General features: G+C 62.3%; 23 protein-coding genes. 11 read left to right on the top strand and 12 right to left on the bottom strand.

The annotated features are described in order from the left end of the window. Positions 1 to 67 precede the first annotated feature (67 nt). The 4 genes from ACFOGH_RS00210 to betI form a co-directional block, all read right to left on the bottom strand. A complete protein-coding gene (locus ACFOGH_RS00210; protein ID WP_380071046.1) occupies positions 68 to 304 on the bottom strand; it encodes a YdcH family protein in 237 nt (78 codons plus the stop codon). Positions 305 to 459: 155 nt separating this feature from the next. Continuing rightward, on the bottom strand, positions 460 to 2124 hold the full coding sequence (gene betA, locus ACFOGH_RS00205) for a choline dehydrogenase (RefSeq protein WP_380073933.1): 1665 nt from the start codon (positions 2122 to 2124) through the stop codon (positions 460 to 462). A 63-nt stretch (positions 2125 to 2187) separates the two neighbouring features. Further along, positions 2188 to 3639: a betaine-aldehyde dehydrogenase gene (betB, locus tag ACFOGH_RS00200; protein ID WP_380071045.1), complete on the bottom strand. Its 1452-nt coding sequence runs from the start codon at positions 3637 to 3639 to the stop codon at positions 2188 to 2190. Beyond that, the gene (gene betI, locus ACFOGH_RS00195) at positions 3636 to 4220 is read right to left on the bottom strand and encodes a choline-binding transcriptional repressor BetI (protein ID WP_380071044.1); all 585 of its coding nucleotides are present in this window, start codon (positions 4218 to 4220) and stop codon (positions 3636 to 3638) included. Before betI ends, betB begins: the two co-directional genes overlap by 4 nt. A gap of 86 nt (positions 4221 to 4306) precedes the next feature. Here betI and choX (ACFOGH_RS00190) point away from each other — a divergent pair, with 86 nt between their 5' ends. Genes choX (ACFOGH_RS00190) through choV form a run of 4 tightly spaced genes read left to right on the top strand, consistent with a single transcriptional unit; the run spans position 4307 to position 8089 of the window. After that, on the top strand, positions 4307 to 5242 hold the full coding sequence (gene choX / locus ACFOGH_RS00190; protein ID WP_380071043.1) for a choline ABC transporter substrate-binding protein: 936 nt from the start codon (positions 4307 to 4309) through the stop codon (positions 5240 to 5242). After that, positions 5239 to 6177: a choline ABC transporter substrate-binding protein gene (gene choX / locus ACFOGH_RS00185; protein ID WP_380071042.1), complete on the top strand. Its 939-nt coding sequence runs from the start codon at positions 5239 to 5241 to the stop codon at positions 6175 to 6177. Before choX (ACFOGH_RS00190) ends, choX (ACFOGH_RS00185) begins: the two co-directional genes overlap by 4 nt. A gap of 55 nt (positions 6178 to 6232) precedes the next feature. Continuing rightward, complete coding sequence (choW, locus tag ACFOGH_RS00180; RefSeq protein WP_380071041.1) at positions 6233 to 7063, top strand: choline ABC transporter permease subunit; 831 nt, start codon at positions 6233 to 6235, stop codon at positions 7061 to 7063. 3 nt (positions 7064 to 7066) lie between these two features. Beyond that, on the top strand, positions 7067 to 8089 hold the full coding sequence (choV, locus tag ACFOGH_RS00175) for a choline ABC transporter ATP-binding protein (protein WP_380071040.1): 1023 nt from the start codon (positions 7067 to 7069) through the stop codon (positions 8087 to 8089). Positions 8090 to 8091: 2 nt separating this feature from the next. Here choV and topA read toward each other — a convergent pair whose 3' ends face one another. Beyond that, positions 8092 to 10848 (bottom strand): type I DNA topoisomerase, encoded by a 2757-nt coding sequence (topA, locus tag ACFOGH_RS00170; protein ID WP_380071039.1) that lies wholly within the window; start codon positions 10846 to 10848, stop codon positions 8092 to 8094. Between the two features lie 208 nt (positions 10849 to 11056). Beyond that, positions 11057 to 12220 (bottom strand): DNA-processing protein DprA, encoded by a 1164-nt coding sequence (gene dprA / locus ACFOGH_RS00165; RefSeq protein ID WP_380071038.1) that lies wholly within the window; start codon positions 12218 to 12220, stop codon positions 11057 to 11059. Positions 12221 to 12445: 225 nt separating this feature from the next. On the opposite strand from dprA, the gene ACFOGH_RS00160 reads away from it, so the two are divergent. After that, complete coding sequence (locus ACFOGH_RS00160) at positions 12446 to 13723, top strand: 4-aminobutyrate--2-oxoglutarate transaminase (protein WP_380071037.1); 1278 nt, start codon at positions 12446 to 12448, stop codon at positions 13721 to 13723. Positions 13724 to 13789: 66 nt separating this feature from the next. Here the strand turns inward: ACFOGH_RS00160 and ACFOGH_RS00155 are convergent, their stop codons facing one another. Together ACFOGH_RS00155 and ACFOGH_RS00150 are read right to left on the bottom strand one after the other, a co-directional pair. Further along, entirely contained in the window at positions 13790 to 14386 is a 597-nt protein-coding gene (locus tag ACFOGH_RS00155) for a hypothetical protein (protein WP_380071036.1), read from the bottom strand. A gap of 132 nt (positions 14387 to 14518) precedes the next feature. Further along, a complete protein-coding gene (locus ACFOGH_RS00150) occupies positions 14519 to 15451 on the bottom strand; it encodes a bifunctional helix-turn-helix transcriptional regulator/GNAT family N-acetyltransferase (RefSeq protein ID WP_380071035.1) in 933 nt (310 codons plus the stop codon). Positions 15452 to 15700: 249 nt separating this feature from the next. Here ACFOGH_RS00150 and ACFOGH_RS00145 point away from each other — a divergent pair, with 249 nt between their 5' ends. The 3 genes from ACFOGH_RS00145 to ACFOGH_RS00135 all read left to right on the top strand — a co-directional run bounded on the left by ACFOGH_RS00145 (position 15701) and on the right by ACFOGH_RS00135 (position 17645). After that, positions 15701 to 16426, top strand: coding sequence for an energy-coupling factor ABC transporter ATP-binding protein (locus tag ACFOGH_RS00145; RefSeq protein WP_380071034.1), 726 nt, complete (start codon positions 15701 to 15703; stop codon positions 16424 to 16426). Further along, positions 16401 to 16985, top strand: a complete 585-nt coding sequence (locus tag ACFOGH_RS00140; protein ID WP_380071033.1) for an energy-coupling factor transporter transmembrane component T family protein — start codon at positions 16401 to 16403, stop codon at positions 16983 to 16985. Before ACFOGH_RS00145 ends, ACFOGH_RS00140 begins: the two co-directional genes overlap by 26 nt. Before the next feature lie 120 nt (positions 16986 to 17105). After that, on the top strand, positions 17106 to 17645 hold the full coding sequence (locus ACFOGH_RS00135) for a biotin transporter BioY (RefSeq protein ID WP_380071032.1): 540 nt from the start codon (positions 17106 to 17108) through the stop codon (positions 17643 to 17645). 253 nt (positions 17646 to 17898) lie between these two features. Here ACFOGH_RS00135 and ACFOGH_RS00130 read toward each other — a convergent pair whose 3' ends face one another. The 4 genes from ACFOGH_RS00130 to metF all read right to left on the bottom strand — a co-directional run bounded on the left by ACFOGH_RS00130 (position 17899) and on the right by metF (position 21541). Then, positions 17899 to 18972, bottom strand: a complete 1074-nt coding sequence (locus ACFOGH_RS00130) for a thiolase family protein (protein WP_380071031.1) — start codon at positions 18970 to 18972, stop codon at positions 17899 to 17901. Next, positions 18969 to 20039, bottom strand: coding sequence for an AMP-binding protein (locus ACFOGH_RS00125; protein ID WP_380071030.1), 1071 nt, complete (start codon positions 20037 to 20039; stop codon positions 18969 to 18971). The genes ACFOGH_RS00130 and ACFOGH_RS00125 overlap by 4 nt, the downstream gene beginning before the upstream one ends. Positions 20040 to 20084: 45 nt before the next feature. Continuing rightward, positions 20085 to 20522 carry a type II 3-dehydroquinate dehydratase gene (gene aroQ, locus ACFOGH_RS00120; protein ID WP_380071029.1) on the bottom strand — a complete coding sequence of 146 codons (438 nt, stop codon included), beginning with the start codon at positions 20520 to 20522 and terminating at the stop codon, positions 20085 to 20087. Between the two features lie 140 nt (positions 20523 to 20662). After that, on the bottom strand, positions 20663 to 21541 hold the full coding sequence (gene metF / locus ACFOGH_RS00115) for a methylenetetrahydrofolate reductase [NAD(P)H] (RefSeq protein WP_380071028.1): 879 nt from the start codon (positions 21539 to 21541) through the stop codon (positions 20663 to 20665). Positions 21542 to 21631: 90 nt separating this feature from the next. On the opposite strand from metF, the gene ACFOGH_RS00110 reads away from it, so the two are divergent. The 3 genes from ACFOGH_RS00110 to ACFOGH_RS00100 all read left to right on the top strand — a co-directional run bounded on the left by ACFOGH_RS00110 (position 21632) and on the right by ACFOGH_RS00100 (position 24196). Beyond that, positions 21632 to 22537 (top strand): LysR family transcriptional regulator, encoded by a 906-nt coding sequence (locus tag ACFOGH_RS00110; RefSeq protein ID WP_380071027.1) that lies wholly within the window; start codon positions 21632 to 21634, stop codon positions 22535 to 22537. A gap of 71 nt (positions 22538 to 22608) precedes the next feature. Then, positions 22609 to 23070, top strand: a complete 462-nt coding sequence (locus ACFOGH_RS00105) for a MarR family winged helix-turn-helix transcriptional regulator (RefSeq protein WP_380071026.1) — start codon at positions 22609 to 22611, stop codon at positions 23068 to 23070. Position 23071: 1 nt separating this feature from the next. Continuing rightward, complete coding sequence (locus tag ACFOGH_RS00100; RefSeq protein WP_380071025.1) at positions 23072 to 24196, top strand: HlyD family secretion protein; 1125 nt, start codon at positions 23072 to 23074, stop codon at positions 24194 to 24196. Positions 24197 to 24201: the final 5 nt, after the last annotated feature.

The following is a 24201-nucleotide window of genomic DNA, read 5'->3' as shown; positions in this document are numbered from 1 at the left end:
CACGTTCCTGCGGCAGCAGCGGCCGCGTGCCGCCTCGATGGCGGCCAAGGCCGCAGCCCGGTTGCGATCAGGCTTTCAGATGCTGCCAGATATGATCTTTCAACGCCGCCCGTTGCTTGCGTAACACATCTTCCTCTGCCGCGCTCAGCAACTCCAGCCGAGTCTCAGCCCGATGCACCTTGCCATTCACCGCGTCATATTCCGCGACCAGCTTGGCAAAATGCGCGTCCTTCTCTTTCATCGCCGAAAGCTTCAGAGCAAATTCGGGGAATTCTGCCGCCAATCCATGCGGTGTGTGTGACATCGGTCTCTCCTTGGTAACGCTGACGCCGCCCAGATTAGCGGCGGCGTCTTCGCGTTGCTTTGACCTTGATCAACCACCGATTTATTAACAAAGTCTTAAAATGAGAATACAAGCCTTTGTTTTGATATATAAATTTTTGGTCCCGAGTTGGGACCTCACCTTTGGGACGCCCGCCAGTTCTCATTGATCACCGGCTGCAAATTCGACCGCGCCAGCCGCTTGCCCAGAATATGATCCGCCGCTTTCTCGCCCGTCATGATCGACGGCCCGTTCAGATTGCCGTTCGTGACCTGCGGGAAGATCGAGCTGTCGGCGACCCGCAGCCCCTCCACCCCGATCACCCGGCATTCCTCATCCACCACCGCCAACGGATCATCCCGCCGCCCCATCCGGCAGGTGCCACAGGGATGATAGGCGCTTTCGACATGCTCCTTCAAAAACGCATCCAACTCTGCATCCGACTGCGCCGCCATCCCCGGCTGAATCTCAGATTTCACATGCTCGGCCATCGCAGGCTCAGCGAAAATCTCCCGCGTCAGGCGGATACAGGCGCGGAAATCCTCCCAATCGCTGGGGTCGGACATATAGTTGAACAGGATTTTCGGCGCATCCTTCGGATCGGCTGACCGCAACGTCACCGCCCCGCGCGATTTCGACCGCATCGGCCCGACATGCACCTGAAAACCATGCCCCCCCGCCGCCGCCTTGCCATCATAGCGCACCGCAATCGGCAGGAAATGATACTCGATATCCGGGTAATCCACCCCGGCCTTGCTGCGGATGAATGCGCAAGCCTCGAACTGATTGCTCGCCCCCAGCCCCTTGCCGGTGAACAGCCACTGCGCCCCGATCAGCGCCTTGCCCCAGAGGTTCCAGTATTTATACAGAGTGATCGGCTTTTTCGCCTGAAACTGCATGTAGATCTCAAGGTGATCCTGCAAATTCGCGCCCACACCGGGCCGATCTGCCACCACCTGAATGCCATGTTCCTGCAACGCCTGCGCATCGCCGATCCCTGACAGCATCAAAATCTTGGGCGAGTTTATCGAGGAGGCCGCCACGATCACCTCGGTGCTGGCGCGGATCACCTCAATCGCGCCGCCGCGTTCAATCTCAACCCCCACCGCGCGGCCATTCTCGATCACCACCTTGCGGGCAAAGCCGCGCACCAGCTTGACCAACCCGGTTTTCAGCGCGGGCCGGAGGTAAGCATTGGCCGTCGACCAGCGCACGCCTTTGAAAATCGTCGCCTCCATCGCGCCGAAACCTTCCTGCGCCTGACCGTTGTAATCCTGCGTCACCGGATAGCCTGCCTGCTGACCGGCCTTGATAAAGGCGTTGAACAGCGGGTTTTTGCGTGGCCCGCGCGAGATATGCAGCGGGCCGTCCTTGCCGCGAAACGCAGGGTCACCCGAGGCCGTGCCATCGGCCTCGCCATGCCATGTTTCCATGCGCTGAAAATACGGCAGCACATCGGCATAAGACCAACCCTGCGCGCCCATCTCGGCCCATGTGTCATAATCGCGCGCATGGCCGCGCACATAGACCATGCCGTTGATGCTCGATGACCCACCAATCACCTTGCCGCGCGGCGTCGCCAAGCGCCGACCATCCAGATAAGGCTCCGGCTCTGACTGAAACCCCCAGTCGTAGATTCCCATATTCATCGGATAGGACAAAGCCGCTGGCATCTGGATGAACGGGCCGAAATCGCTGCCGCCCTGCTCGATCACAACCACCCGCTTGCCCGCTTCGGCCAGACGATAGGCAATCGCCGACCCTGCCGAGCCCGAGCCAATGATCACATATTCCGCCGTCATGATATCTCCAGATTTCATCATCTTACCGCGTCAGGCCGCCGAGGCAGCAGCCAGTCAGGGTATTCAATAAGGCGCGTCCACCGGCCCCATACCCACGTAGACGCTTTTCACTTGGCTATAATGCTCCACCGCCGCATGGCCGTTTTCACGCCCCACCCCCGACAGTTTCGATCCGCCAAACGGCATTTCCACCGGAGTCAGGTTATAGGCGTTGATCCAGCAAGTGCCGGCCTGCAACGCCGCAATCACCCGATGCGCGCGGCTGATATCAGCAGTGAAAACACCAGCAGCCAAGCCAAACTCAGTGGCATTGGCGCGCGCCACGGCTTCATCCTCGGTGTCAAAATCCAGCACCGCCATCACCGGGCCGAACACTTCTTCCTTCGCTATGGTCATCCCATCCGTCACATCGGCAAAGACCGTCGGCTGCACAAAGGCCCCCTCGGCCCCGGCCTGTCCACCGCCACAGATCAGCGTCGCACCCTCAGCCTTGGCGGTCTCGATGTAGCCCAGAACCTTGGCCAGTTGCGCGCCCGAGACCAGCGGCCCCATCTGCGTGGCTTCGTCCAACGGATCACCCAGCTTGATTGCAGTCGTGCGTTCTGCAAGCCTTTTCAAAAACTTGGCCTTGATGCCCTTTTGCACGAACACCCGCGTGCCATTGCTGCACACTTGGCCTGCGGAATAGAAATTCCCCAGCATGGCCGCGCCCACGGCATCCTCGACACTCGCATCATCAAACACCAGAATCGGGGATTTGCCGCCGAGTTCCATCGTCACATGCCGCACGCCCGCCGCCGCGAGCGCGTAAACTTTCTGCCCGGTCGGCACCGATCCGGTCAGCGACACTTTCGCCACACGGGCGTCCGACACCAAAGCCGATCCAACCGCTCCACGCCCCTGCACCACGTTGAACAGGCCCGCAGGCAGCCCGGCTTCGATGAAAATCTCGGCCAGTTGCAACGCGCCGAGGGGGGTGACTTCCGACGGCTTGAACACCATCGCATTGCCCAAAGCCAAGGCGGGCGCGGATTTCCAGCAGGCGATCTGGCTGGGATAATTCCACGCCCCGATGCCGACGCAAACCCCCAAAGCCTCGCGGATGGTATAGGCGAAATCGCGGCCCAACGGGATCGTCTCGCCACCCACACTCGGCGCCAGCCCCGCGAAATACTCCAACGCATCGGCACCCGAGGGCCAATCGGCCACCAAGGTTTCCTGTATCGGCTTGCCGGTGTCCAAAGTCTCCAACCGCGCAAGCTCCGGATTGCGGTCCCGGATCAGATCGGCGGCGCGACGCAGCACCCGTGCGCGCTCTACCGGGCGGGTTGCAGCCCAAGCCACCTGTGCACGGGCAGCCGAGGCCAAAGCCGCCTCGATCACCGCAGGCGTAGCCTCGTGCAGACGCGCAATCACCGCACCCGTCGCGGGATAGATCACCTCGATCACAGCGCCCGCTGTGTCTTCAACATATTGACCGTCAACGAAATGACTGGCCTTCGGCTGCGCCATCATGGGCGGGCCCCTTCCAACTTAGAGTTCAGGTAATTCAACGCGGTCGTCACCGCCAATTCACGATCCGGTGGCCCCGATTTCAGCACTTCGCGCAGGTAAAGCCCGTCGATCAACGCGCCCAGACCCTCGGCAATCGGCTCGGCCCGATCGCCTGCCAAAGGCCGCAATCCGGCCAAAAGGTTCGACCGCAACCGCCCCTGATAGACCTTCAGCAACCGCTTGGCCTCGGGCACCGTTTGCGCAAGCACCCAGAAGTTCAGCCATGCCCCGACCGCCTCGCGCCGGAAATTTGCAGCGCTAAAACTTGCGGCCAGAACCGCCCGCAACCGGCTTTCCGGCCCCTCTGCCAGCGCCAATGCTCCGCGCACCTCGGCACCATACAGCGTCAGAATGTGCCGCATCGCCGCCAGAAACATCTCTTCCTTGCTGCCGAAATAGTGATGCGCCAACGCCGACGACATCCCCGCTCGCTTGGCGATCTGACTGACCGTCACGTCCAAAGACCCCGTCCGCCCGATTTCCACAATCGTGGCTTTGACGAGCGCCGCCTTTCGGATAGGCTCCATTCCAAGCTTCGGCATGATGCGGCCCTTGATAATAATGCTTGCCAAAGGCAGCTAGCTTGAAGTTTATTGACTCGTCAATCAACAAAAACAGGGAGCCCACCATGACCCTCAAATCGACGCTGCTCGCGTCCGCCGTCACCTTCGCGATGGCCGGTTCGGCGTTTGCCGCTGGCTGCGATAAAGTCACCTTCTCGGATGTCGGCTGGACCGATATCACCGCCACCACCGCCGCCACCTCACTGGTGCTGGAGGCTTTGGGATACGAGACCGAAACCAAGGTGCTGTCGGTTCCGGTGACCTACGAAGGTCTTGCGTCGGGCGATGTGGATGTGTTCCTGGGCAACTGGATGCCGACGATGGATAGCAACATCGCCCCCTACCGCGATGCCAAAACCGTCGACACTGTGCGCACCAACCTGGAAGGCGCGAAATACACGCTGGCCACCAACGCCAAAGGTGCCGAACTGGGCATCAAGGATTTCAAAGACATCGCCGCCCATGCCGCCGATCTGGATAACAAGATCTACGGGATCGAGGCTGGCAATGACGGCAACAAAATCATTCTGGACATGCTGGACAAGGATTCGTTCGGCCTGAAAGCCGCAGGGGTGGAACTGGTGGAATCGTCCGAGCAAGGCATGCTCGCCGAAGTCGCCCGCGCCGATAACGAAGGCAAGGCGATTGTGTTCCTCGGCTGGGAACCCCACCCTATGAACGCCAATTTCAAGATGACCTATCTGACGGGCGGTGACGATTTCTTCGGTCCTAACCTTGGTGGTGCCACCGTCGCCACCAACTCCCGCGCAGGATATGTCGCCGAATGCCCAAACACCGGCAAACTGCTGCAAAACCTGTCGTTCAGCCTTGCCATGGAAAATGAGATCATGAAGGAGATTCTCGACAACGGCACCGATCCGCGCGAGGCTGCGAAAACCTGGCTCGCCGCACATCCCGATGTGATCGGCCCGTGGCTGGATGGCGTGACCACCAAAGACGGTGGCGATGCCAAAGCCGCCGTGACGGCCGCCCTGCAATGAGCGTAACCGCCCGCTTCAAACGGGCGGTGCTGGCCTTGATGCTTGCGACCACGCCGGTCGCAGGCGTCGCCGCCGATTGCAGCACCGTGCGGATGGTCGATGTCGGCTGGACCGACAACATGGCGCAAAACGGCCTTGCCACCGTGGTTCTGACCGCCTTGGGCTACAAGGTGGAACCCAACCTTTTGTCCTTGCCGATCACCTTTGAAAGCCTTGCGCGCGGCGATATCGACGTGTTCACCGACCACTGGCTGCCCTCGATGGAAGGCATCATCGCCCCCTACAAGGCCGCTGGCAGCATCGACGTGGTGCGCACCAATCTGGAAGGCGCAAAGTTCACCCTTGCCACCAACCCGGCAGGCAAAGCGCTGGGGATCGCCGATTTCAAAGACATCGCCGCCCATGCCGATGCGCTGGATGGCCAGATGTATGGCGTCGAAGCAGGCAACGACGGTAACCGCCTGATCCTTGACATCATTGCGAAAGATGCCTTTGGCATGGGCAAGCTTGCCCTCGTGGAAAGCAGCGAACAGGCGATGATCGCAGAAGTCGCGCGGCTGACCGCCGAAGGCAAGCCGGTGGTCTGGCTCGCATGGGAGCCGCATCCGATGAACGTCAAGCTCGACATCACCTACCTGACCGGCGGCGATGATTTCTTCGGGCCGAACCTTGGCGGTGCCACCGTCTATACCATCAGCCGCAAGGGCTATACCGCCGATTGCCCCAATCCGGGCCGCTTCTTCCAGAACCTCGCCTTCACCCTGCCGATGGAGAACGAGCTGATGGGAGCAATTCTGGATTACGGCACCGATCCGACCGCAGCTGCGAAAACCTGGCTTGCCGCGCACCCCGAGGTTCTGGGGCCCTGGCTGGAAGGTGTCACCACCAAAGACGGCGGCGATGCGCTGGCGGCGGTGACGGCCGCGCTGAAATAACCAAAGGCCCCGGCGGAAGATCGGGGCCTTTTTCTATCCAACAAGGGGACAGTGAATGGATTGGTTGACGGCGTATAAAATCCCGATCGGGGCATGGGCAAACGCAGTTTTCACTTGGATGAAAACTAACCTGAGCGCGATTTTCAACGTGATCGCCGACGTACTTGAAGGGCTGATCAACGGCTTCAAATGGCTGTTGCAAGCGCCCAACCCCTTGGTGATCATCGCCATTTTCATCATCATCGCCTGGGTTCTGCAGCGCAACTGGAAGATATGCCTCGGCGTAGGCCTTGGCTTTCTGTTCGTGCTGAACCAAGGCTATTGGAAAGAAACCACCGAAAGCCTCACGCTGATCCTGTCGTCTTGCGCGGTCTGCATGGCCATCGGCGTGCCGATTGGCATCGCCTGCGCTCATAACGCCAAGCTGAACGCCGCACTCTCGCCGGTGATGGATCTGATGCAGACCTTGCCGACGTTCGTCTACCTGATCCCCGCGATCATTTTCTTTGGCATCGGCATGGTCCCCGGCCTGATCGCCACGGTGATCTTCGTGCTGCCCGCCCCGATCCGGCTGACCGAACTCGGCGTGGCCTCGACCCCCACCGCGCTGCTGGAAGCTGCCACCTCTTTCGGGGCCACCCCGCGGCAACGGCTGTGGAAGGTCGAACTGCCTTGGGCCTTGCCGCAGATCATGGTCGGCCTGAACCAGACCATCATGCTGTCGCTGTCGATGGTGGTCATCGCCTCGATGGTCGGCGCGAATGGTCTGGGCGTGCCGGTGATGCGCGCGCTGGCCTCCGTGAACGCCGCCAAAGGGTTTGAGAGCGGTTTTGTTATCGTTGTGGTCGCCATTGCTCTGCGCGCCACCTTCCAACGCAAGGTGTAAGCCATGGTAAATGCAGTAGAGTTTGATCGCGTCTCTATCGTGTTCGGAGACCAGCCCGACCGCGCCCTGCCGCTGATGGACAAGGGCATGTCGCGCACAGATATTCAGGCGCAAACCGGCCAGATCTTGGGCGTGCATGATTGCAGCCTGTCGGTGGCCGAGGGCGAGATTCTGGTACTGATGGGCCTGTCAGGCTCTGGCAAGTCCACGCTTCTGCGCGGGGTGAATGCGCTGAACCCGGTGGTGCGCGGCGAGGTGCGGGTTTGGGACGGGGCCAAGATGGTGTCCGTGACCAAGGCCAAGGGCGAGTCCCTGCGCGGGTTGCGGTTGTCGAAAATCGCCATGGTGTTCCAGCAATTCGGTCTGCTGCCGTGGCGCTCCGTGCGGGATAACGTGGGCTTAGGCCTTGAACTTGCAGGACAAACGCCCGATGCCCGCCGCGCCAAGGTCGATCAGCAGCTTGCGTTGGTGAACCTGTCGCAATGGGCCGACCGCAAAGTTGGAGAGCTTTCTGGCGGCATGCAGCAGCGCGTCGGCCTCGCCCGCGCCTTCGCCACCGAAGCCCCGATCCTGCTGATGGACGAGCCGTTCTCGGCCCTCGATCCGCTGATCCGCGCGCGGCTGCAAGATGAACTGCTCGACCTGCAAGCCAAGCTGAAACGCACCATCATCTTCGTGTCACACGATCTGGATGAGGCGTTCAAACTCGGCAACCGCATCGCACTGATGGAGGGTGGCCGCATCGTGCAGATCGGCACCGCGCGCGAGATCATCGCCGACCCGGTTTCCGACTATGTTGCTGATTTCGTGGCACATATGAACCCGCTCGGCGTGCTGACCGCGCGCGATGTGATGCAGGCAGGCTCGTGCGATGGTGCCTCAGTCGATTGCGAAACCCCCGTGAAAGCCGTGATGCAACGCCTGTCCGACAGTGAAACCGCGTTGAACGTCAGCGAAAACGGCGTGCATATCGGTGTGATCCGCGCTGCGGGGTTGATGGCGAAACTCATCAACCCGCGCGCTTAAATTCAGTCGTCGACCACGTCAGAGACAGCGGCCTTGGCTTTCGGGGCCGCTGTTTTCTTGGCTGCAGGCTTTTTCGCCGCTCCCTTTGCGGGGGCCTTGTCCGCCGCCTTCTTCGCAGGTGCTTTTTTCGCCGCAGCAGGTTTGGCCGCCGCCTTCTTCGCCGGGGCCTTTTTGCCGGATTTGCCCGCCTTTTCCGCGATCAAAGCCACCGCCTCCTCCAGCGTCACCGCCTCCGGGCTCAATTCCTTCGGCAGGGTCGCATTGACCTTCGCCCATTTGACATAGGGCCCATATTTCCCAGGCATCACCTGCACCGGCCCACCATCAGGATGCTCGCCCAAAGCCCTGAGCGGCTCCGCCACCGCAGCCCCGCGCCGCCCTGCCGCCTTAAGCGCCAGAACTTCCACCGCGCGGTTCATGCCGATGGTAAACACTTCCTCAACATCCGGGATATTGGCGTAAACCGTGCCGTGTTTGACATAAGGCCCAAACCGCCCGATCGCCGCTTCCACCATCACACCATCTTCGGGGTGCGGCCCGATCTGGCGCGGCAGGCTCAACAGTTCAATCGCGCGCTCCAACGTCAACGCGCCGGATTCCCAACCCTTCGGCAGGCTGGCGCGCGGCGGTTTCGGCACCTCTTCCGAGGCTTCCCCCTTCTGCACATAAGGCCCAAACCGCCCCGCACGCAGAGAAATCTCGACCCCATCCTCATCCACGCCCAACACCCGGCCATCAACCGAGCCGCCCTCCTCGCCCGAAATCGGGCGGGTATACCGGCACTCAGGATAGTTACCGCAGCCGATGAACGCCCCACCCGAGCGCGAGGTTTTCAGATGCAGCCGCCCGGTGCCGCAAGACGTGCAAATCCGCGGGTCTGAGCCGTCCTCGCGCAGTGGATACAGATGCGGGCTGAGGAAATCGTCAATCTTGTCCAGCACTTCGCCAATCCGCAGATCGGCCGTCTCGGCAATCGCCGCCGAGAAATCTCGCCAGAACCGCGCCAGAACTTCCTTGTAATCGCGCTCCCCCGCCGAGACGTCATCCAACTGGCTTTCCAGATCAGCGGTGAAATCATATTCGACATAGCGGCGGAAAAAGTTGGTCAGAAACGCCGTGACAAGCCGCCCCTTGTCCTCGGGGAACAGGCGGTTCTTGTCCTTGCGGACATATTCACGGTCGACAATCGTGGTTAACACAGACGCATATGTCGAAGGCCGCCCGATCCCCAACTCCTCCATCCGCTTGACCAGAGTCGCCTCAGTATAGCGCGGCGGCGGTTGGGTGTGGCTTTGGCTGGCCAGAATCGCACCATCCGGGCTGATCACCGCCGAGGCCACCCGGCGCAGCGAAGCCTTGCCCGCGATCAGATCGAAATCATCCTTGCCCGCCGCATCAGCCTGCTTCTTGAACGCCGCCTCGAAACCACCCTTGCGGGGGGTGGCCGCCTCGCCCTGCATGATCTGCGGCAGACGACCTTCGTCTTCATCCTCGTCGTCGCGGCCTTCTTCGTAAACCTTCAAAAAGCCATCAAACAGAACCACTTGGCCATTGGCCCGCAGGCCCACTTGCCCGTCTGCGCTGCCGATTTCAACCACCGTCCGCTCCATCCGCGCGCCGGCCATTTGGCTGGCAATGGTGCGCTTCCAGATCAGCTCATAGAGGTTTGCCTGATCACGTTCCGACAGGCGCAGGTCAGCCGGGGCCACGCCCATATCGGTCGGGCGGATACATTCATGCGCTTCCTGCGCGTTCTTGGCCTTGTTTTTATAGATCCGCGGCGCATCCGGCACATAAGCTACGCCAAAGCGTTTACCAATTTCCGCCCGCGCCTGCGCCACCGCTTCAGGCGCCATATCAATGCCATCGGTTCGCATATAGGTGATGTAGCCCGCCTCATACAGCCGCTGCGCCGCCGACATGCAGGCCTTCGCCCCCATGCCGTATTTGCGGCTGGCTTCCTGTTGCAGGGTCGAGGTCATGAACGGCGGATAGGGGTTGCGGCTGGCGGGCTTGGCCTCGACCGAAAGCACTGCCAATGTTCGAGAAGTGACAGCCTGCACGGCCAACTCCGCAGCCTCCGCCGTCGGAATGTCGAATTTGTCCAAGCGTTTGCCGCCCAACACCGTCAGCCGCGCCTCAAAATCCTGCCCCCGGGGCGTGGCCAGCACCGCCGCAACCGACCAGAACTCGCGCGCGCGGAAGGCTTCAATCTCCATCTCGCGCTCGACAATCAACCGCAGGCAAACCGATTGCACCCGCCCCGCCGAGCGTGACCCCGGCAGCTTGCGCCACAGCACCGGCGAAAGGGTGAATCCCACAAGATAATCCAAAGCGCGGCGCGCGAGATAGGCGTCAACCAGCGGCTGATCAACTTGGCGCGGATGCTTCATCGCATCCGTCACCGCCTCTTTGGTGATGGCGTTGAAGGTGACGCGCGACACCTTTTTGCCTTTCTTCAGCGTGCTGGCCAAAGCCTCTTGCAGATGCCAGGAAATTGCCTCGCCCTCGCGATCAGGGTCGGTCGCGAGGATCAGCGTATCGTCGGTTTTCAGCGCCTCGGTGATGGCACGAATGTGCTTTTTGCTGTCGGCCGCGACCTCCCACAGCATGTCGAATCCGTGTTCGGTATCCACCGATCCATCTTTGGCAGGCAGGTCGCGCACATGGCCGTAAGAGGCCAGAACCACATAGTCCGAACCAAGATATTTATTGATTGTCTTGGCCTTAGCAGGCGATTCTACAACGACGACGGGCATGAAATTCCCTTGAAAACAGGCGAATGGGCGGCGAGGCACCATGTGGGGCTTTGCGCGGGGATGTCAACCGGGCCTCTACCGAAACCGCTTTGGTCATGCACAAGTGATACTTTCACATTGGCGCAAATACTCCCGCCGGAGGCATCCGACCGAAGCCATAGAAGCCTCCGGCGGGAGTATTTAAGCCAAGATGAAAGCCCAGTGCCGCTCAGTCCACTCGGCTGAGCAGGCCCCCCGATTGCCGCAAAATCCGCCCCTCCAGCTCCAGCGAGATCAGCGCGGGCGATAGCATCCCCGGCGGCAACGCCAGATCACGGATCAGTTGATCCTCGGCCAAGGGGCTGGGGCCAAGCCGGGCGAGGATCTGGCTGTGGACCGCCGCAATATCCGCCAGCGGGCGGCGTTGTGGCACTGGTCCGGGCAGCGGGTCTGGCACCGCGACAGGCTCAACCGGGGCTGCTGCGGCAGCGGCGAAATGCCCCTGCACGCCAATCGCCTCTAGCACATCCTGCGCCGAGCGCACCAGCATCGCGCCATCGCGCAGCAGTATATTGCAGCCCGCCGCCCGCGCATCGAACGGATGCCCCGGCACCGCCAGCACCTCGCGCCCTTGATCCAGCGCGTTTTTCGCGGTGATCAGGCTGCCGGACCGCGCCGCAGCCTCGACCACCACCACCGCCCGCGCCAGCCCCGAGACAATCCGGTTGCGCTGAGGAAAATGCCGCGCCTGCGGCACCAAGCCCATCGGTTGTTCCGAAATCCGGCAACCCCGTTCGGCAATCTGTGCCGCAAGGTCGCTGTTCTCAACCGGATAAACCACATCCACCCCGCCCGCCTGCACCGCCACCGTGCCAGTGTCCAGCGCCGCCTGATGCGCCTCGGCATCAATGCCGCGCGCAAGGCCCGAGACCACGACTTGCCCCGCCTGCGCCAGCCCTTCCACCAACCGCCTCGTCATCCGCAGCCCCAGGCTTGATGCATTGCGCGCGCCCACCAGCGCCACCATCGGTCGCGCCAGCAGCCCGACATCGCCCTGCGCCCATAGCACGGGCGGCGCATCGGCCAGATCCATCAGCGCTGCCGGATATCCCGCCTGCCCCCACAGCAGCAACCGCGCCCGCGCCAGCCGCGCCTGCGCCATCTCGGCCCGCACCACCTCAAGCGGACAAAGACTGTAATCCTCCACTCCCGCCGCCTTTGCGATCTCCGGCAGCGCCGCCAGTGCCGCCTCGACCCCGCCGTGATCCGCCAACAGCCGATGAAACGTCACCGCACCCACACGACGCGAGCGAATGAGACGAAGCCAAAGAACAGGGTCCGCGTCCGAGGGTGCGGAACTTGGGGTGTGGGATATGTGCAAACCCTTGGCCATCTGCGCCTCGCCTCATTCACGATTCGCAGTCTGCACCGGCCAAAGTTAACAACAAGTGAATCGCCATTAACTTTGCCCCTCGCGCAGTCCAGACTGGACTGAACCCACCCCATAACTGGACTTATCGAAACCATTTCTGGGCCGATGGACGCTTTACCAAAATTTTGATCATATGCGGCGCAAGAAAGTCGCCAAACTCGCGCGACCGCCACGAAGGGGAATCTGATGAAAAACGCCGAAATCGCCCGCCGCCGCACAGACAGCATCTCGCGCGGGGTGGGGGTGCAGACCGAAATCTACGTCGATCACGCGCTGAATTCGGAAGTCTGGGATATTGAGGGCAACCGCTACATCGACTTCGCTGCTGGCATTGCGGTGGTCAACACTGGCCATTGTCACCCGAAAGTCATGGCCGCCGTGACCGCGCAGATGTCGAAATTCACCCACACCTGCCATCAGGTTTTGCCCTACGAAAACTATGTACGCCTGGCCGAGCGTCTGAACGCGCTTGTCCCCGGTGATTTCCCAAAGAAAACCGTCTTTGTCACGACCGGCGCTGAAGCCGTTGAAAATGCGGTGAAAGTGGCCCGAATCGCCACAGGCCGCAACGCCATCATCGCCTTTGGTGGTGCCTTCCACGGCCGCACCCTGCTCGGCATGTCGCTGACTGGCAAGGTCGATCCCTACAAAAAGGGCTTCGGCGCGATGATGCCCGATGTCTACCACGTGCCCTTCCCGCAAGAGATCCACGGCATCTCGACAGATGACGCGATGGCGGGCATTACCAAACTGTTCAAGGCCGATCTGGACCCGACCCGCGTTGCCGCGATCATCCTTGAACCCGTGCAGGGCGAGGGCGGCTTCTACCCCGCACCGAAAGACCTGCTCCGCGCCGTCCGCAAGCTGTGCGATGACCACGGCATCGTAATGATCGCGGATGAAGTGCAAACCGGCTTTGCCCGCACCGGCACCATGTTCGCGATGGAGCAATCAGGCGTGGCTGCCGATATCACCACCATGGCCAAGGGCCTTGCAGGCGGTCTGCCGCTGGCAGCCCTCACTGGCAAAGCCTCTCTGATGGACGCAGCCCACCCCGGCGGTCTGGGCGGCACCTATGGCGGCAACCCGATCGGCATCGCCGCCGCCAATGCCGTGCTGGATGTGATCGAGGAAGAGCAGCTTTGCGCCCGCGCCAATGAACTTGGTGGCCGCCTGAAACAGCGTCTGGAAGCAATCCGCTCCACCACGCCGGAAATCGCCGACATCCGTGGCCCCGGCTTTATGGTCGCCGTTGAATTCGCCAACCCGGCGAACCACGAACCAGACGCAGGCTTCACCACCCGCGTCCGGGTCGAGGCGCAAAAACGCGGCCTGATCCTGCTGACCTGCGGCGTCTACGGCAACGTGGTGCGCTTCCTCGCCCCGATCACCATCCCCGACGCGCATTTCGCCGAAGCGATGGATATTCTTGAGGCTGCGGTGGCTGCGGCGCGTCAGGGCTAAGCCAAGCGATGAGAAATCAAAACGCCGGGGTCAAACCCGGCGTTTTTCGTTGTGCGTAAGTTTGCCTCACGGTCCGCGCTGCTCAATAATTTTGCAGAGGGTCATGCCCGATTTCACGGCCAATTTCCGCGTCAGCGCGGGGCTGCGGGCCAAGTTCGTCGTAGCACTGCCTTCACATTCCAGCATGGCGCGCTCTTTGGCTTCCGCCAAGTCTTCATATCCCCACGCATAGCCCGGATTGCCCATGGCGTTCTGAGCGAACACCCCGTAACTGTTCGGCTTAAGGTTTGGAAGATATTGCTTGGCATAGGTTTTCATCGAAGATGCAGACAGACCTTGCGCCGTAACGGCATCCCCGACGAAGCCTTTCGGCACCACCGCCGCATAAAGCTTGCAATGGTTTTTCACTTTGGAAACCCGCTCACATTCGGCCTGTGCGATCCGCATGGCATCTTTTACCGAGGCGACATCCATGATTCCCCACGCTACATCTTCTGCAGCGTTATAATAGAACGCGCCAAAGTAACGGCCGTCTTTCTTGAAATCGCCAAAGTAGCCGCGTCCGGCTTCCCCGAGCTTGTCCTCGGAATAAAGCCGCATTTCACTTTTCAGCGGGTAAACTTTCACATCTGCCATGCTGGGCACTGCAGTCAGCGCCAGCATGATTCCGGCCCATAACTCACGCAAATGAACACCCCATCTTCCGCGCCAAATTCGCTCCCAACGGCATCTATGCACGCAGACAGCATCAACGCCAGCCGTTTCAGGTTGATACAAATTTCCCTGCGCCGAAATCTACCGCCTCAACCGCACAAACTTCTGCTCTAGCACCTCACTACCCCATTGCTGGCCTGGCCGCTCCTCCACCAACTCAAATCCATGCGCTTCATACAAATGCCGCGCGGCTGAAAGCCCGCTGAATGTCCACAGATGCGTCGCCTCAAACCCCTGCGCTTCGACAAAACCCAGTGCTGCGTCCAACAACTGCCGCCCTGCCCCTGATCCCCGCACCGCATCATCGGTGATGAACCAACGTAGGTGAGCGCAGTTGCCGCCCAGATCCTCGCCATCAATCGCGATAGAACCGACAATCTGATCGCCCTGCAGCGCCGCCCAGATCGCGTTGCGTGGGCGGTCCAGACGGCCGCTAAACCCGGCCAGCCCGCCAGCCACCACGGCCTCAAACTGGCGGCCAAAGCCTGCGTGCCGGGCGTAATATTCCGCGTGCATCTGGGTGATCCGCGCGGTCAGCCCGCTGCGATAACCTTCGGCGATCTCGACCGCAGGCGGCGCAGCGTTGGCCCCCAGTGCCTTGGCATAAAGCTGCAACCCCGCCAGCACCACCCGATCCTGCCCAGGCTGCAACCGTGCCAGCGCCTCGGCCACCTGCGCCCGCGCAAAGGCATGAATCGCTGCCAGCCGCTTCTGCCCGGCTTCGGTCAGCGCCAGCCGTTTGAGCCTTCCGTCGGCAGTGGACTGCTCAACCACCTCACCACTTGTGATCAGCTTGCGCAGCATCCGGCTGACGCTGGATTTCTCCAGATGCAACAGCAGCCCCAGATCCCGCGCGCTGACCTGCCCGGCCTCGATCTCGATCAGCGCATGCACCGCCGAGGGCGACAGGTTTCCGCCCGCAAAATCACCGCCCATAAAGCCAAGTTCGCGCACCAGCAGCCGCGCCGCGCTGCGGATGTGTTCAACGGTGTCGGGGATCGAAGCAGAGGGCATGGCGGCTTGCCTATATAGTTGTATATTGCAACCATATAGGTAACTCGGCATCCGTCAACGCCTTCACCAAGCCGTTTGACAACGCGCTGCGTGCGCAATGCGCAGCTCAAAAGTTAACAACTCCTGAAAACGCCAATCTAAGCCATTGATTTCATTACATCGCCTGATGGTCCCAACTCGGGACCACCCTCACCCCCTTCCCCCCTCTCCCGCACCGCGCTATCACCGGGCCAAGCAGGGAACCCGTAAATGACCAGCAGCCAAGGCATCACCCTTCAGAACGCCTCCGTCACCTTGGGCGGCAAGGTGATCCTGTCGGGCCTTTCGCTGACCCTGTCCGAGCATCGCATCGGCATCATCGGCCGCAACGGCTCGGGCAAGACCACGCTCCTTCGCCTGCTGGCAGGGCTGATCCCGCCCACCACCGGCAGCGTGACCATCGACGGCCTCAACCCCACCGACCGCAAGGCGATCCTGCCGCGCCTGGGCATCCTGTTTCAGAACCCCGACCACCAGATCCTGTTCCCCACCGTGGCCGAGGAACTCGGCTTCGGCCTGCGCCAGCAAGGCCAGACCGAAGCGCAAGCCCAGCGCGCCGTCACCACCCTGCTGGCCGCCGAAAACCGCAGCCACTGGGCAAAGGCGCTGACCCACACCCTCAGCCAAGGCCAGCGGCATTACCTGTGCCTGCTGTCGATCCTTCTGATGCAGCCCGCCACCATCCTGCTTGACGAACCCTTCGCCGGGCTCGACCTCCCCACCCAAACCCGTCTCGCCCGCCGCCTGTCAGCCGTACCGCAACGCCTGATCACCATCACCCACGATCCCGCCACCGTTTCGGCCTGCGACCGCGTGCTGTGGCTGGATCAGGGCGGCATCCGCGCCGATGGGCCGCCCGACACAGTTCTGCCCGCCTTCACCGCCGAAATGGCCCGGATCGGAGAGCATGATGCTGACACTGACCTCGCCGATTGAGACCTACGCCCACCGCATCCCCGCCAGCCTGAAACTCGCAGCCTTCGTGGCGCTCACCATCGCCCTGTTTGCCACCGATAGACCCTGGCTGCTCGCCCCACCCGTCGCCGCACTGATCCTGTCCTGCGGCCCAGCCTTCGCGCTGCAAACCCTGAAATCCCTGCGCCCGCTGGTCCCGCTGATCGTAATCCTCGCGCTCTGGCACCTCTGGCTGCGCGACCCGGCGGGTATCACCGTGATCACCCGCATGATCATCGGTGTGGCTGCCGCGAATTTCGTCACCATGACCAGCAAACTGACCGAGTTGACGCGCTGCATCCAAAGCCTCGCCCGCCCACTCAGCCCGATCATCGCGCCGAAAACCCTTGCACTGGCCATTGGGCTGACCATCCGCTTCATCCCCACCATGCTACTGCGCGCAGGCCAAATCGCCGAGTCCTGGCGCGCCCGTTCCGCCAAACGTGCAGGCTGGCGCATCTTCCTGCCCAGCACGCTCGCCGCGCTCGACGACGCCACCCATACCGCCGAGGCTTTGCGCGCCCGGGGTGGCTTGGGCTGAAGGCCCAATGCCTCCAACCGCGCCATGTCAGACAACCCCCAAACCCCGCTGTCCAAAAATAGCGGTTGCGCGCCCGTAATCCCCCGGCCTAACTGCGCCACACAAGCAGGAGAGACGCCCATGGAAAAGAACCTCACCCACATCGCCCTTTTCGCCGCGCTGATCGCCGTGCTGGGTCTCGTGCCCAAAATCGACCTCGCCGCAGGCGTGCCGATCACTGCGCAAAGCATGGGCATCATGCTGTGCGGCACCGTGCTGGGGGCCAAACGCGGCGCGCTGGCGGTGCTTTTGTTCCTTGTCGTCGGGCTGATCGTGCCGGTATTTCCGGGCTTTACGACCACATGGCAGAAAATCCAATCGCCCAGCATCGGCTATGTCGTGGGCTTTCCGATTGCCGCCTTTGTCGCCGGCCTGATCACCCAAAACACCAGACTCGCGCTGTTCCCCGCAGCCTTTGCGGGCGCGCTGATCGGCGGCATCGCGGTGCTTTACGCTTTCGGCATCCCCGGCATGGCGATCATGCTGGACAAACCGCTGCCCGACATGGCGATTGCCGCCGCAGCCTTCCTGCCGGGCGATCTGATCAAAGCCGTCCTCGCCGCGCTGATCACCAAATCCATCGCCCAAATGCGCCCCGAGGCCCTGCTGTCGCGCGGGTAAGGTAGGCCGATCCGGTTTATTGTAGGGCGGGGTTAACCCCGCCCTTTTTTGTTGCGTTACTAAAATCCCAGCAACCAAGCCCCCCATTTCACCTTGGCACAAATATCCTCAAGGGGGTGAGGCCGCAGGCCGCGAGGGCAGAATGCCCCCTGATCTGGTGCAAGCAAACCCGGCCAAACCTTAACAAACCCTGAACACCACCCCATAACCCCTTGAAATCATTTATACGAAACCCGTGTCCACGCGTGGACACCTATTTCTGCACCACCAAGGCGGTGCCGATCCCGCCCGCCGCCGCAATCGCGGCAAGGCCGATCCCGGCCTGCAATTCATGAAACAGCCGCACCGCCAGCACCGCGCCCGAGGCCCCGATCGGATGCCCACGCGCCAGCGCCCCGCCGCCGATATTGACCACGGCAGCATCCAGCCCCGCCCCGGTCAGGCAGGCAATCGCCTGCGCCGCATAGGCCTCCATCACCTCGGCCGCCGCGACCTGATCCGCAGCGACTCCAGCTCGCTGCAACGCTGCCGCAATCGCCGCCACCGGGGCCAGCCCCGGCTCAACCGGGTCGCCCCCCAGCGTCGCCCCGCCCACAATCCGCAAGCCCCGCCCCGCCGCGATGCGATCCGAGACCACCAGCACGAAAGCCGCCGCATCCGCCGCCACCGCCGCATTCGCCGCTGTGATCGTGCCGGTCAAAACCTTGGCCCGCGCTGCCACAGCCAAACTCAAGCCGCGCGCAAACACGTCCCGCTCCACCCCGGCCAAGGCGACAATCTCGCCCGCGCAGACCCGCGCCTTGGCATGGCTCGCCACCGCCCAAGCATCCTGCGCCGCCCGCGCAATCCCCAGCCGCGCCGCCAAAGCCGCCGCCGCCTCGGCCATGCCGGGGTCACGGTCGGGCCAGGGCGTGAAGCGGGCCTGATCATAGACCACGGCTGGCCCGCCACCCGGATCGCTGCGCAGCCGGATTGGCCGGCGCGAGTAGCTTTCCACCCCGCCCGCGATCACCACCTCTGCCGCGCCGCTGTCAACCAAAGCCCGCGCCAGCAGCACCGCATCCAGCCCGCCCGCGCATTGCCGATCCACCGACAGCCCTGCCACCCGTTCTGGCAAACCCGCCGCCAGCGCCACCCGCCGCGCCGGATTGCCCCCCGCGCCCAAGGCGTTGGCGCAGATCAGCTCATCAACCGCCCCCGCCGTAATCCCCGCAGCCGCCAGCAGAGCCTGCACCACCGGCGCGGCCAGATCCTCGATCTCCAGCCGCGCGAACGCCCCGCCGCGCGGCACCACCCCAGTCCGCTTCGCTGCAAGAATAGCACTCACAGCCCAACCTCACGCGCCAGCCGGACAAGATCGGTTTTGCCCGATGCCAGCACCGGCCAATCCGCGCGCCAGATCACCGCCTTCGGGGCCACCAACCCGCCCAAACGCTGCCGACAGGCGGTCAGGATTGATGTTTCAGCCGCCGGATCACCCTGCACCACCGCCACCATCACCGCCCCGCGCAGCGCATCGGGGCGCGGCAACACCGCCACCCGCGCCACCCCCGGCAATCCGGCGATGAAGCTCTCGATTTCTTCGGGAAACACGTTCTGATCTGCCACCGTCACCATGCGCCCGGCACGCCCCGACAGATAGAGATAATCGCCCTCCATCCGCCCCATCTCGCCGACCGAAAGCCAGCCCTGATCCCAAACAGCGCCGCCCGCATCCGCCCCAGCATAACCCTGAAACAGATAGGGCGATCGCACCCAGATCTGCCCGGCCCGCACATCAACCTCTACCCCCGGATAGGGCATGCCAACCGAATCCGCAGGCGCATCCGGCCCAGCGAGTGTGATGAAACTCGCCTCGGCGGCACCGTAAAACTCGCGCACCTCCGCCCCCGCCAAAGCTGCCCGCAGGCCCGCATCCAGTTTCGAGCCGCCCACCAGAATCAGCCCCTGCGCCTGCCAGTCCGCCTCGACCAACAGCCTGAGTTGCGCCGGGGTTGCATAGATCACCTGCACCCCGGCCAAAGCATGCGCCTGCCGATCCGGGCGCAGACCGCCCAGCAGCATCACCTCTGCGCCCAGATGCAGCGCTTCCATCGCACCATAAAGCGCCAAAGACTGCACAAGATCGCCCAACACAGCCATTCGGCACCCCGGCCCGATGCCAAACAGCCGCGCATTCACCGCAAAACTGGCCAGCCAAGACTCCATGCTGCGCAAAATTCGCCGCGGCTGCCCGGACGAGCCAGAGGTCAGCGTCTCAAAAACGCCCTCGCCCACCGGCTGCGGGCCGACCCCGCCGATCCGAAACGCCTGCCCCGGCGCAGCCAAAGCCGCGCGCAACGCCCGGTCGTCGCCCAGAACCCGCGCCTCTGGATGCCACAGAAAGCCCTTCATCTTGGCCTAAATACTCCCGCCGGAGGCTCCCACCCAACCATCGCCCTAACGCTTCAGAACCGAAGCCATCCGCCGCAAAGCCAGCAGATAGCCCTCGGTGCCAAAGCCCGCGATCACGCCCTCGGCACGACCCGAGACGAAGGAATGATGCCGGAACGCCTCGCGTTTGTGGATGTTCGAGATATGCACCTCAAGCACCACGCCTTCGAACAGATTGAGCGCGTCCAGAATGGCAATGGACGTATGCGAATAGGCGCCGGGATTGATGATGATCCCCGCCGCCACCCCGCGCGCGCCTTGAATCCAATCTACCAACTGACCTTCGTGGTTCGACTGCATGCAGTCGATGCTGACCCCCAGTGTGGCGGCCAAGTCGGTAAGTTGCGCCACCACATCGGCCAAGGTTTCCTGCCCGTAAATCTCGGGCTGGCGCAGGCCAAGCATGTTCAGGTTCGGACCGTTCAGAACGAAAATCGGCTTCATGGGGGCATCCTTGCGATATTTTCCAAGCTTTACCGCATCCTGCCCGCCTCCGCCTATGAAAAAACGCGCCTCCCGTGGGGGGAGGCGCGCGAGTGAGGCCGCCGGTCCTGGGGGACCTGCCGTCAGGGAGACGTTAACGCTTAAGCGACCTTTTCGAGTGCGATTTGCGGGGAGAGTTCAGGCGCGATGCCCAAGGCGCGCACGACTTCGCGCGTCAGTTCCGGGCGGTTGAGGGTGTAGAAGTGCAGATCTTCAACCCCACCTTCGATCAGACGGCTGCAAAGCGTCGTGCATTGGGTCAGCGCCAGTAGGTCTTCGCGCCCGTCACGCTTGGCGGCGGCAAAGCCTTCGTCCAGCCGCTGCGGGATCGTGGTGCCGCAGCGGGCGGCAAATTTCTTGGTGCCGTCCCACGACTGGATCGGCAAGATGCCGGGGATGATCGGGGCGGTGATGCCAGCCTTCACGCAGGCATCGCGGAAGCGGAAGAACGTATCGGCTTCGAAGAAAAACTGCGTGATGGCGCTGCTGGCCCCGGCGTCAATCTTGCGCTTCAACCAAGTGACATCGGCGAAACGGTCGGCGGCATCCGGGTGCGGTTCGGGATAGGCGCCGACGCGGATGTTGAATTTTCCGGTTTTCGCCAAGGCGGCGACCAGTTCGGCCGAGTCGGCAAAGCCTTGCGGATGCGGGGTGAAACGGTCTGCGCCTTTCGGGGCATCGCCACGCAACGCCACGATCTCGGTGACGCCCACATCGGCATAAGCCTGAGCAATCTCAAGGGTTTCGGCGCGACTGGCATCAACGCAGGTCAGATGTGCGGCCACGTTCAGCCCGTAGTTGCGCTTGATCGTGCCGACCGCTTCATGCGTCAGCTTGCGGGTGGTGCCGCCTGCGCCATAGGTGACGCTGACGAAATTCGGTTGCATCGGGGCCAGCACCTGCACAGTTTCCCACAGTTTGAACGCAGCGTCCAAGCTTTGCGGCGGGAAGAATTCGAACGAAATGCGCGGTGCAGACATGGGGTAGGCTCCTTTTGCTTGACCTGTTTATGACAGAGCGCATAAATTGAATCCAATTCATAGTTTTCACCATAATGATGAAAGTTGCGCATGTATCTGGAGCTTCGCCATCTTCGCACCATCCGCGCCATCCATCAGGCAGGCGGACTTGCCCGCGCGGCTGACCTGATGAACATGACGCAATCGGCGCTGTCGCATCAGGTCGCAGGGCTGGAGGCGCAGGTGGGGATGGAGCTGTTCGTGCGCCGCTCCAAACCGATGACGCTTTCGGCGGCGGGGATCAGGATGCTGCGCGCGGCGGAGCGGATCTTGCCGGAAATCACCGCGCTTGAGGAAGAATTCCGCGCGCTGCAAGCGGGCAAGACCGGGCGGCTTCACATCGCGATCCAGTGCCACGCCTGCTTTGACTGGCTGTTTCCGGTGCTTGAACTGTTCCGCCACGCTTGGCCGGAAGTCGATGTCGATATTCGCGCCGGGTTGGCGTTTGACAGCTTTCCGGCGTTGCTGCGTGAGGAGGTCGATCTGGTGATCTCGTCCAACCCCGAGCCTTTGCAGGGCATTACCTTCAATCCACTGTTTGACTATCATCCGATGTTCATCGCCTCGGTGCAGAACCCGCTTGCCGCCAAGATGATGATCGAGGCCGAAGATTTCCGCGATCAGACGCTGATCACCTACCCGGTGCCGCGCGACAAACTGGATGTGTTCACCGAACTGCTGACCCCGGCCAAGATCGAGCCGCGCGCCCAGCGCCCGGTCGAGTTGACGGCGGTGATCCTGATGCTGGTCGGCAGCAATCGCGGAGTGGCGGTGTTGCCCGATTGGGTGCTGCGCGATGTCAAAAGCAATGCCGATTATGTCACCCGCCCACTAGGGCCAGGCAGCATCACCAAACGGCTTTACGCCGCCACGCGCGAAGAAGACGCGGCCAAGCCCTACATCGGGCATTTCCTGCGACTTGGCCGCTCGGAAGCGGTGAAACTGCAACGCAGCTAGGGCGCAGGCTGCATCGCAGCCATGCAGGAAACGCATTGGAATAATAAGCCTGCTTATAATATCTATGCACAATGAATTTTGCACAAGATCAGCTTGGCCCCCTGCTGCACGACGCCTCCCGTCTGGTGCGCAAACGCTTTGCACAGCGGGCGTCGGAGTATGGCCTATCCTCGGCGCAATGGCGGTTGCTCGCCGTGGTGCTGCGCGAAGGCCGGGCCAGTCAGGCCCGTATCGCCGACAAGCTGGAGATCGAGCCGATCTCGGTCTCTCGGCTGGTAGACCGGATGGAGCAAGCCGGATGGGTCGCGCGCGAGCCTGATCCCGAAGACCGCAGGGTGCGGGTGATCGTGCCGACGGCCTCGACCATGCTGATCCGTAATGACCTGAAGGCAATGGCGGATTCCGTTTTTGCCGAAGCGCTGTCGGACCTGCCGCCCGAAGCGCGCACCGCTTTGATTGCCGGGCTGACCTCGGTGACGACAACCCTGTCTCGGGCCGTCTGCGATGCAGCGGCAGATGTTAAGGACATTTGATATGACGACCACCTCGACCAATCCGCCGGCCACTGTCACGCCGATCACCCCCACCGTGGCGGCACCAGCGGCAGCGCCGACCCCGCCACCGCGCAAAAAGCGCCGCGTGTTGATGATCGCAGGGCCGCTGCTGCTGCTTTTGGCCGCTGGCGGCTATTGGCTGATGGGCGGGCGCTATGAAGAAACCGAAAACGCGTACCTGCATCAGGCCCGGATCTCGGTAGCCTCCTCGGTGCCGGGACGGATCGACAAGGTTTTTGTGAAAGACAACCAGACCGTCAAGACGGGCGATGTGTTGTTTCAGGTCGATCCGGTGCCGTTCAAACTGGCGCAGGCGCAGGCTGATGCGGCCGTGACTGCTGCGCGCATCAGCGTTGAGCAGTTGAAACTGGCCTACGCCACCGCCCAAGCCAATCTGCAACTGGCCAAGGATGAGGCAGATTATCAGAGCATTGAACGCCAGCGGCAGGAAAGCCTTGGAGCGAAGGGCGTTGCCACCGATTCCAACCTGATCGACGCACGGCATGATGAACGCACGGCGCTGGACAAGCGCGATCTGGCCGAGCAGGCGGTCGCCTCGGCGCTTGCCGCAATCGGGGGCGATCCGCTGATACCGACCGACAATCACCCGGCGGTGCGTTCGGCCATCATTGCCCGCGAACAGGCCGCCTATAACTATGCAAATGCGGTGGTCAAAGCCCCGGCGAATGGGGTGATTTATCAAGCCTCGTCCTTCAAACCCGGCCAGATGGTTGCCGCAGGCCAAAGCCTGTTTGCACTGGTGCAGACCGATGACATCTGGGTCGATGCGAACTTCAAGGAGACGCAACTGGCAGGTATCACCGTGGGTGCCCCGGCAGAGCTGACCTTTGACGCCGATCCGGGCCGCACGATCAAAGCCACCGTCGCGGCTATCGGTGCTGGCACGGGGTCGGAGTTTTCGCTGCTGCCCGCCCAGAACGCCACCGGCAACTGGGTGAAAGTCACGCAACGCGTGCCTGTGACCCTGCGGCTGGACAACCCTGCTGACGTGGCCGGTTTGGCCTCGGGTGTCAGTGCAAGCGTTTCGGTCGATACCGGGCGGCACCGCAGCCTGTCTGATCTGCTGCCCGACTTCTTGAAGTAATCCGT

The organism is Cypionkella sinensis, assembly GCF_042646385.1.
Lineage (GTDB): Bacteria > Pseudomonadota > Alphaproteobacteria > Rhodobacterales > Rhodobacteraceae > Cypionkella > Cypionkella sinensis.
The sequence above is the reverse complement of the archived record's forward strand: the minus strand, read 5'-3'. Positions and strand labels throughout refer to the sequence as shown.

Excerpts from the sequence above, each read along its gene's own strand:
- betB (WP_380071045.1), bottom strand. The coding sequence starts at position 3,639 with ATGATGGCGCAGCCGAAGGCCAGTCATTTCGTTGACGGTCAATATGTT.
- ACFOGH_RS00110 (WP_380071027.1), top strand. The coding sequence starts at position 21,632 with ATGTATCTGGAGCTTCGCCATCTTCGCACCATCCGCGCCATCCATCAG.
- ACFOGH_RS00140 (WP_380071033.1), top strand. The coding sequence starts at position 16,401 with ATGCTGACACTGACCTCGCCGATTGAGACCTACGCCCACCGCATCCCC.
- ACFOGH_RS00155 (WP_380071036.1), bottom strand. The coding sequence starts at position 14,386 with ATGCTGGCGCTGACTGCAGTGCCCAGCATGGCAGATGTGAAAGTTTAC.
- ACFOGH_RS00210 (WP_380071046.1), bottom strand. The coding sequence starts at position 304 with ATGTCACACACACCGCATGGATTGGCGGCAGAATTCCCCGAATTTGCT.
- choV (WP_380071040.1), top strand. The coding sequence starts at position 7,067 with ATGGTAAATGCAGTAGAGTTTGATCGCGTCTCTATCGTGTTCGGAGAC.
- choX (WP_380071043.1), top strand. The coding sequence starts at position 4,307 with ATGACCCTCAAATCGACGCTGCTCGCGTCCGCCGTCACCTTCGCGATG.
- ACFOGH_RS00150 (WP_380071035.1), bottom strand. The coding sequence starts at position 15,451 with ATGCCCTCTGCTTCGATCCCCGACACCGTTGAACACATCCGCAGCGCG.
- ACFOGH_RS00145 (WP_380071034.1), top strand. The coding sequence starts at position 15,701 with ATGACCAGCAGCCAAGGCATCACCCTTCAGAACGCCTCCGTCACCTTG.
- ACFOGH_RS00105 (WP_380071026.1), top strand. The coding sequence starts at position 22,609 with ATGAATTTTGCACAAGATCAGCTTGGCCCCCTGCTGCACGACGCCTCC.
- ACFOGH_RS00160 (WP_380071037.1), top strand. The coding sequence starts at position 12,446 with ATGAAAAACGCCGAAATCGCCCGCCGCCGCACAGACAGCATCTCGCGC.
- choW (WP_380071041.1), top strand. The coding sequence starts at position 6,233 with ATGGATTGGTTGACGGCGTATAAAATCCCGATCGGGGCATGGGCAAAC.
- choX (WP_380071042.1), top strand. The coding sequence starts at position 5,239 with ATGAGCGTAACCGCCCGCTTCAAACGGGCGGTGCTGGCCTTGATGCTT.
- dprA (WP_380071038.1), bottom strand. The coding sequence starts at position 12,220 with ATGGCCAAGGGTTTGCACATATCCCACACCCCAAGTTCCGCACCCTCG.
- ACFOGH_RS00100 (WP_380071025.1), top strand. The coding sequence starts at position 23,072 with ATGACGACCACCTCGACCAATCCGCCGGCCACTGTCACGCCGATCACC.
- betA (WP_380073933.1), bottom strand. The coding sequence starts at position 2,124 with ATGACGGCGGAATATGTGATCATTGGCTCGGGCTCGGCAGGGTCGGCG.
- ACFOGH_RS00135 (WP_380071032.1), top strand. The coding sequence starts at position 17,106 with ATGGAAAAGAACCTCACCCACATCGCCCTTTTCGCCGCGCTGATCGCC.
- betI (WP_380071044.1), bottom strand. The coding sequence starts at position 4,220 with ATGCCGAAGCTTGGAATGGAGCCTATCCGAAAGGCGGCGCTCGTCAAA.
- aroQ (WP_380071029.1), bottom strand. The coding sequence starts at position 20,522 with ATGAAGCCGATTTTCGTTCTGAACGGTCCGAACCTGAACATGCTTGGC.
- topA (WP_380071039.1), bottom strand. The coding sequence starts at position 10,848 with ATGCCCGTCGTCGTTGTAGAATCGCCTGCTAAGGCCAAGACAATCAAT.
- ACFOGH_RS00125 (WP_380071030.1), bottom strand. The coding sequence starts at position 20,039 with ATGAAGGGCTTTCTGTGGCATCCAGAGGCGCGGGTTCTGGGCGACGAC.
- metF (WP_380071028.1), bottom strand. The coding sequence starts at position 21,541 with ATGTCTGCACCGCGCATTTCGTTCGAATTCTTCCCGCCGCAAAGCTTG.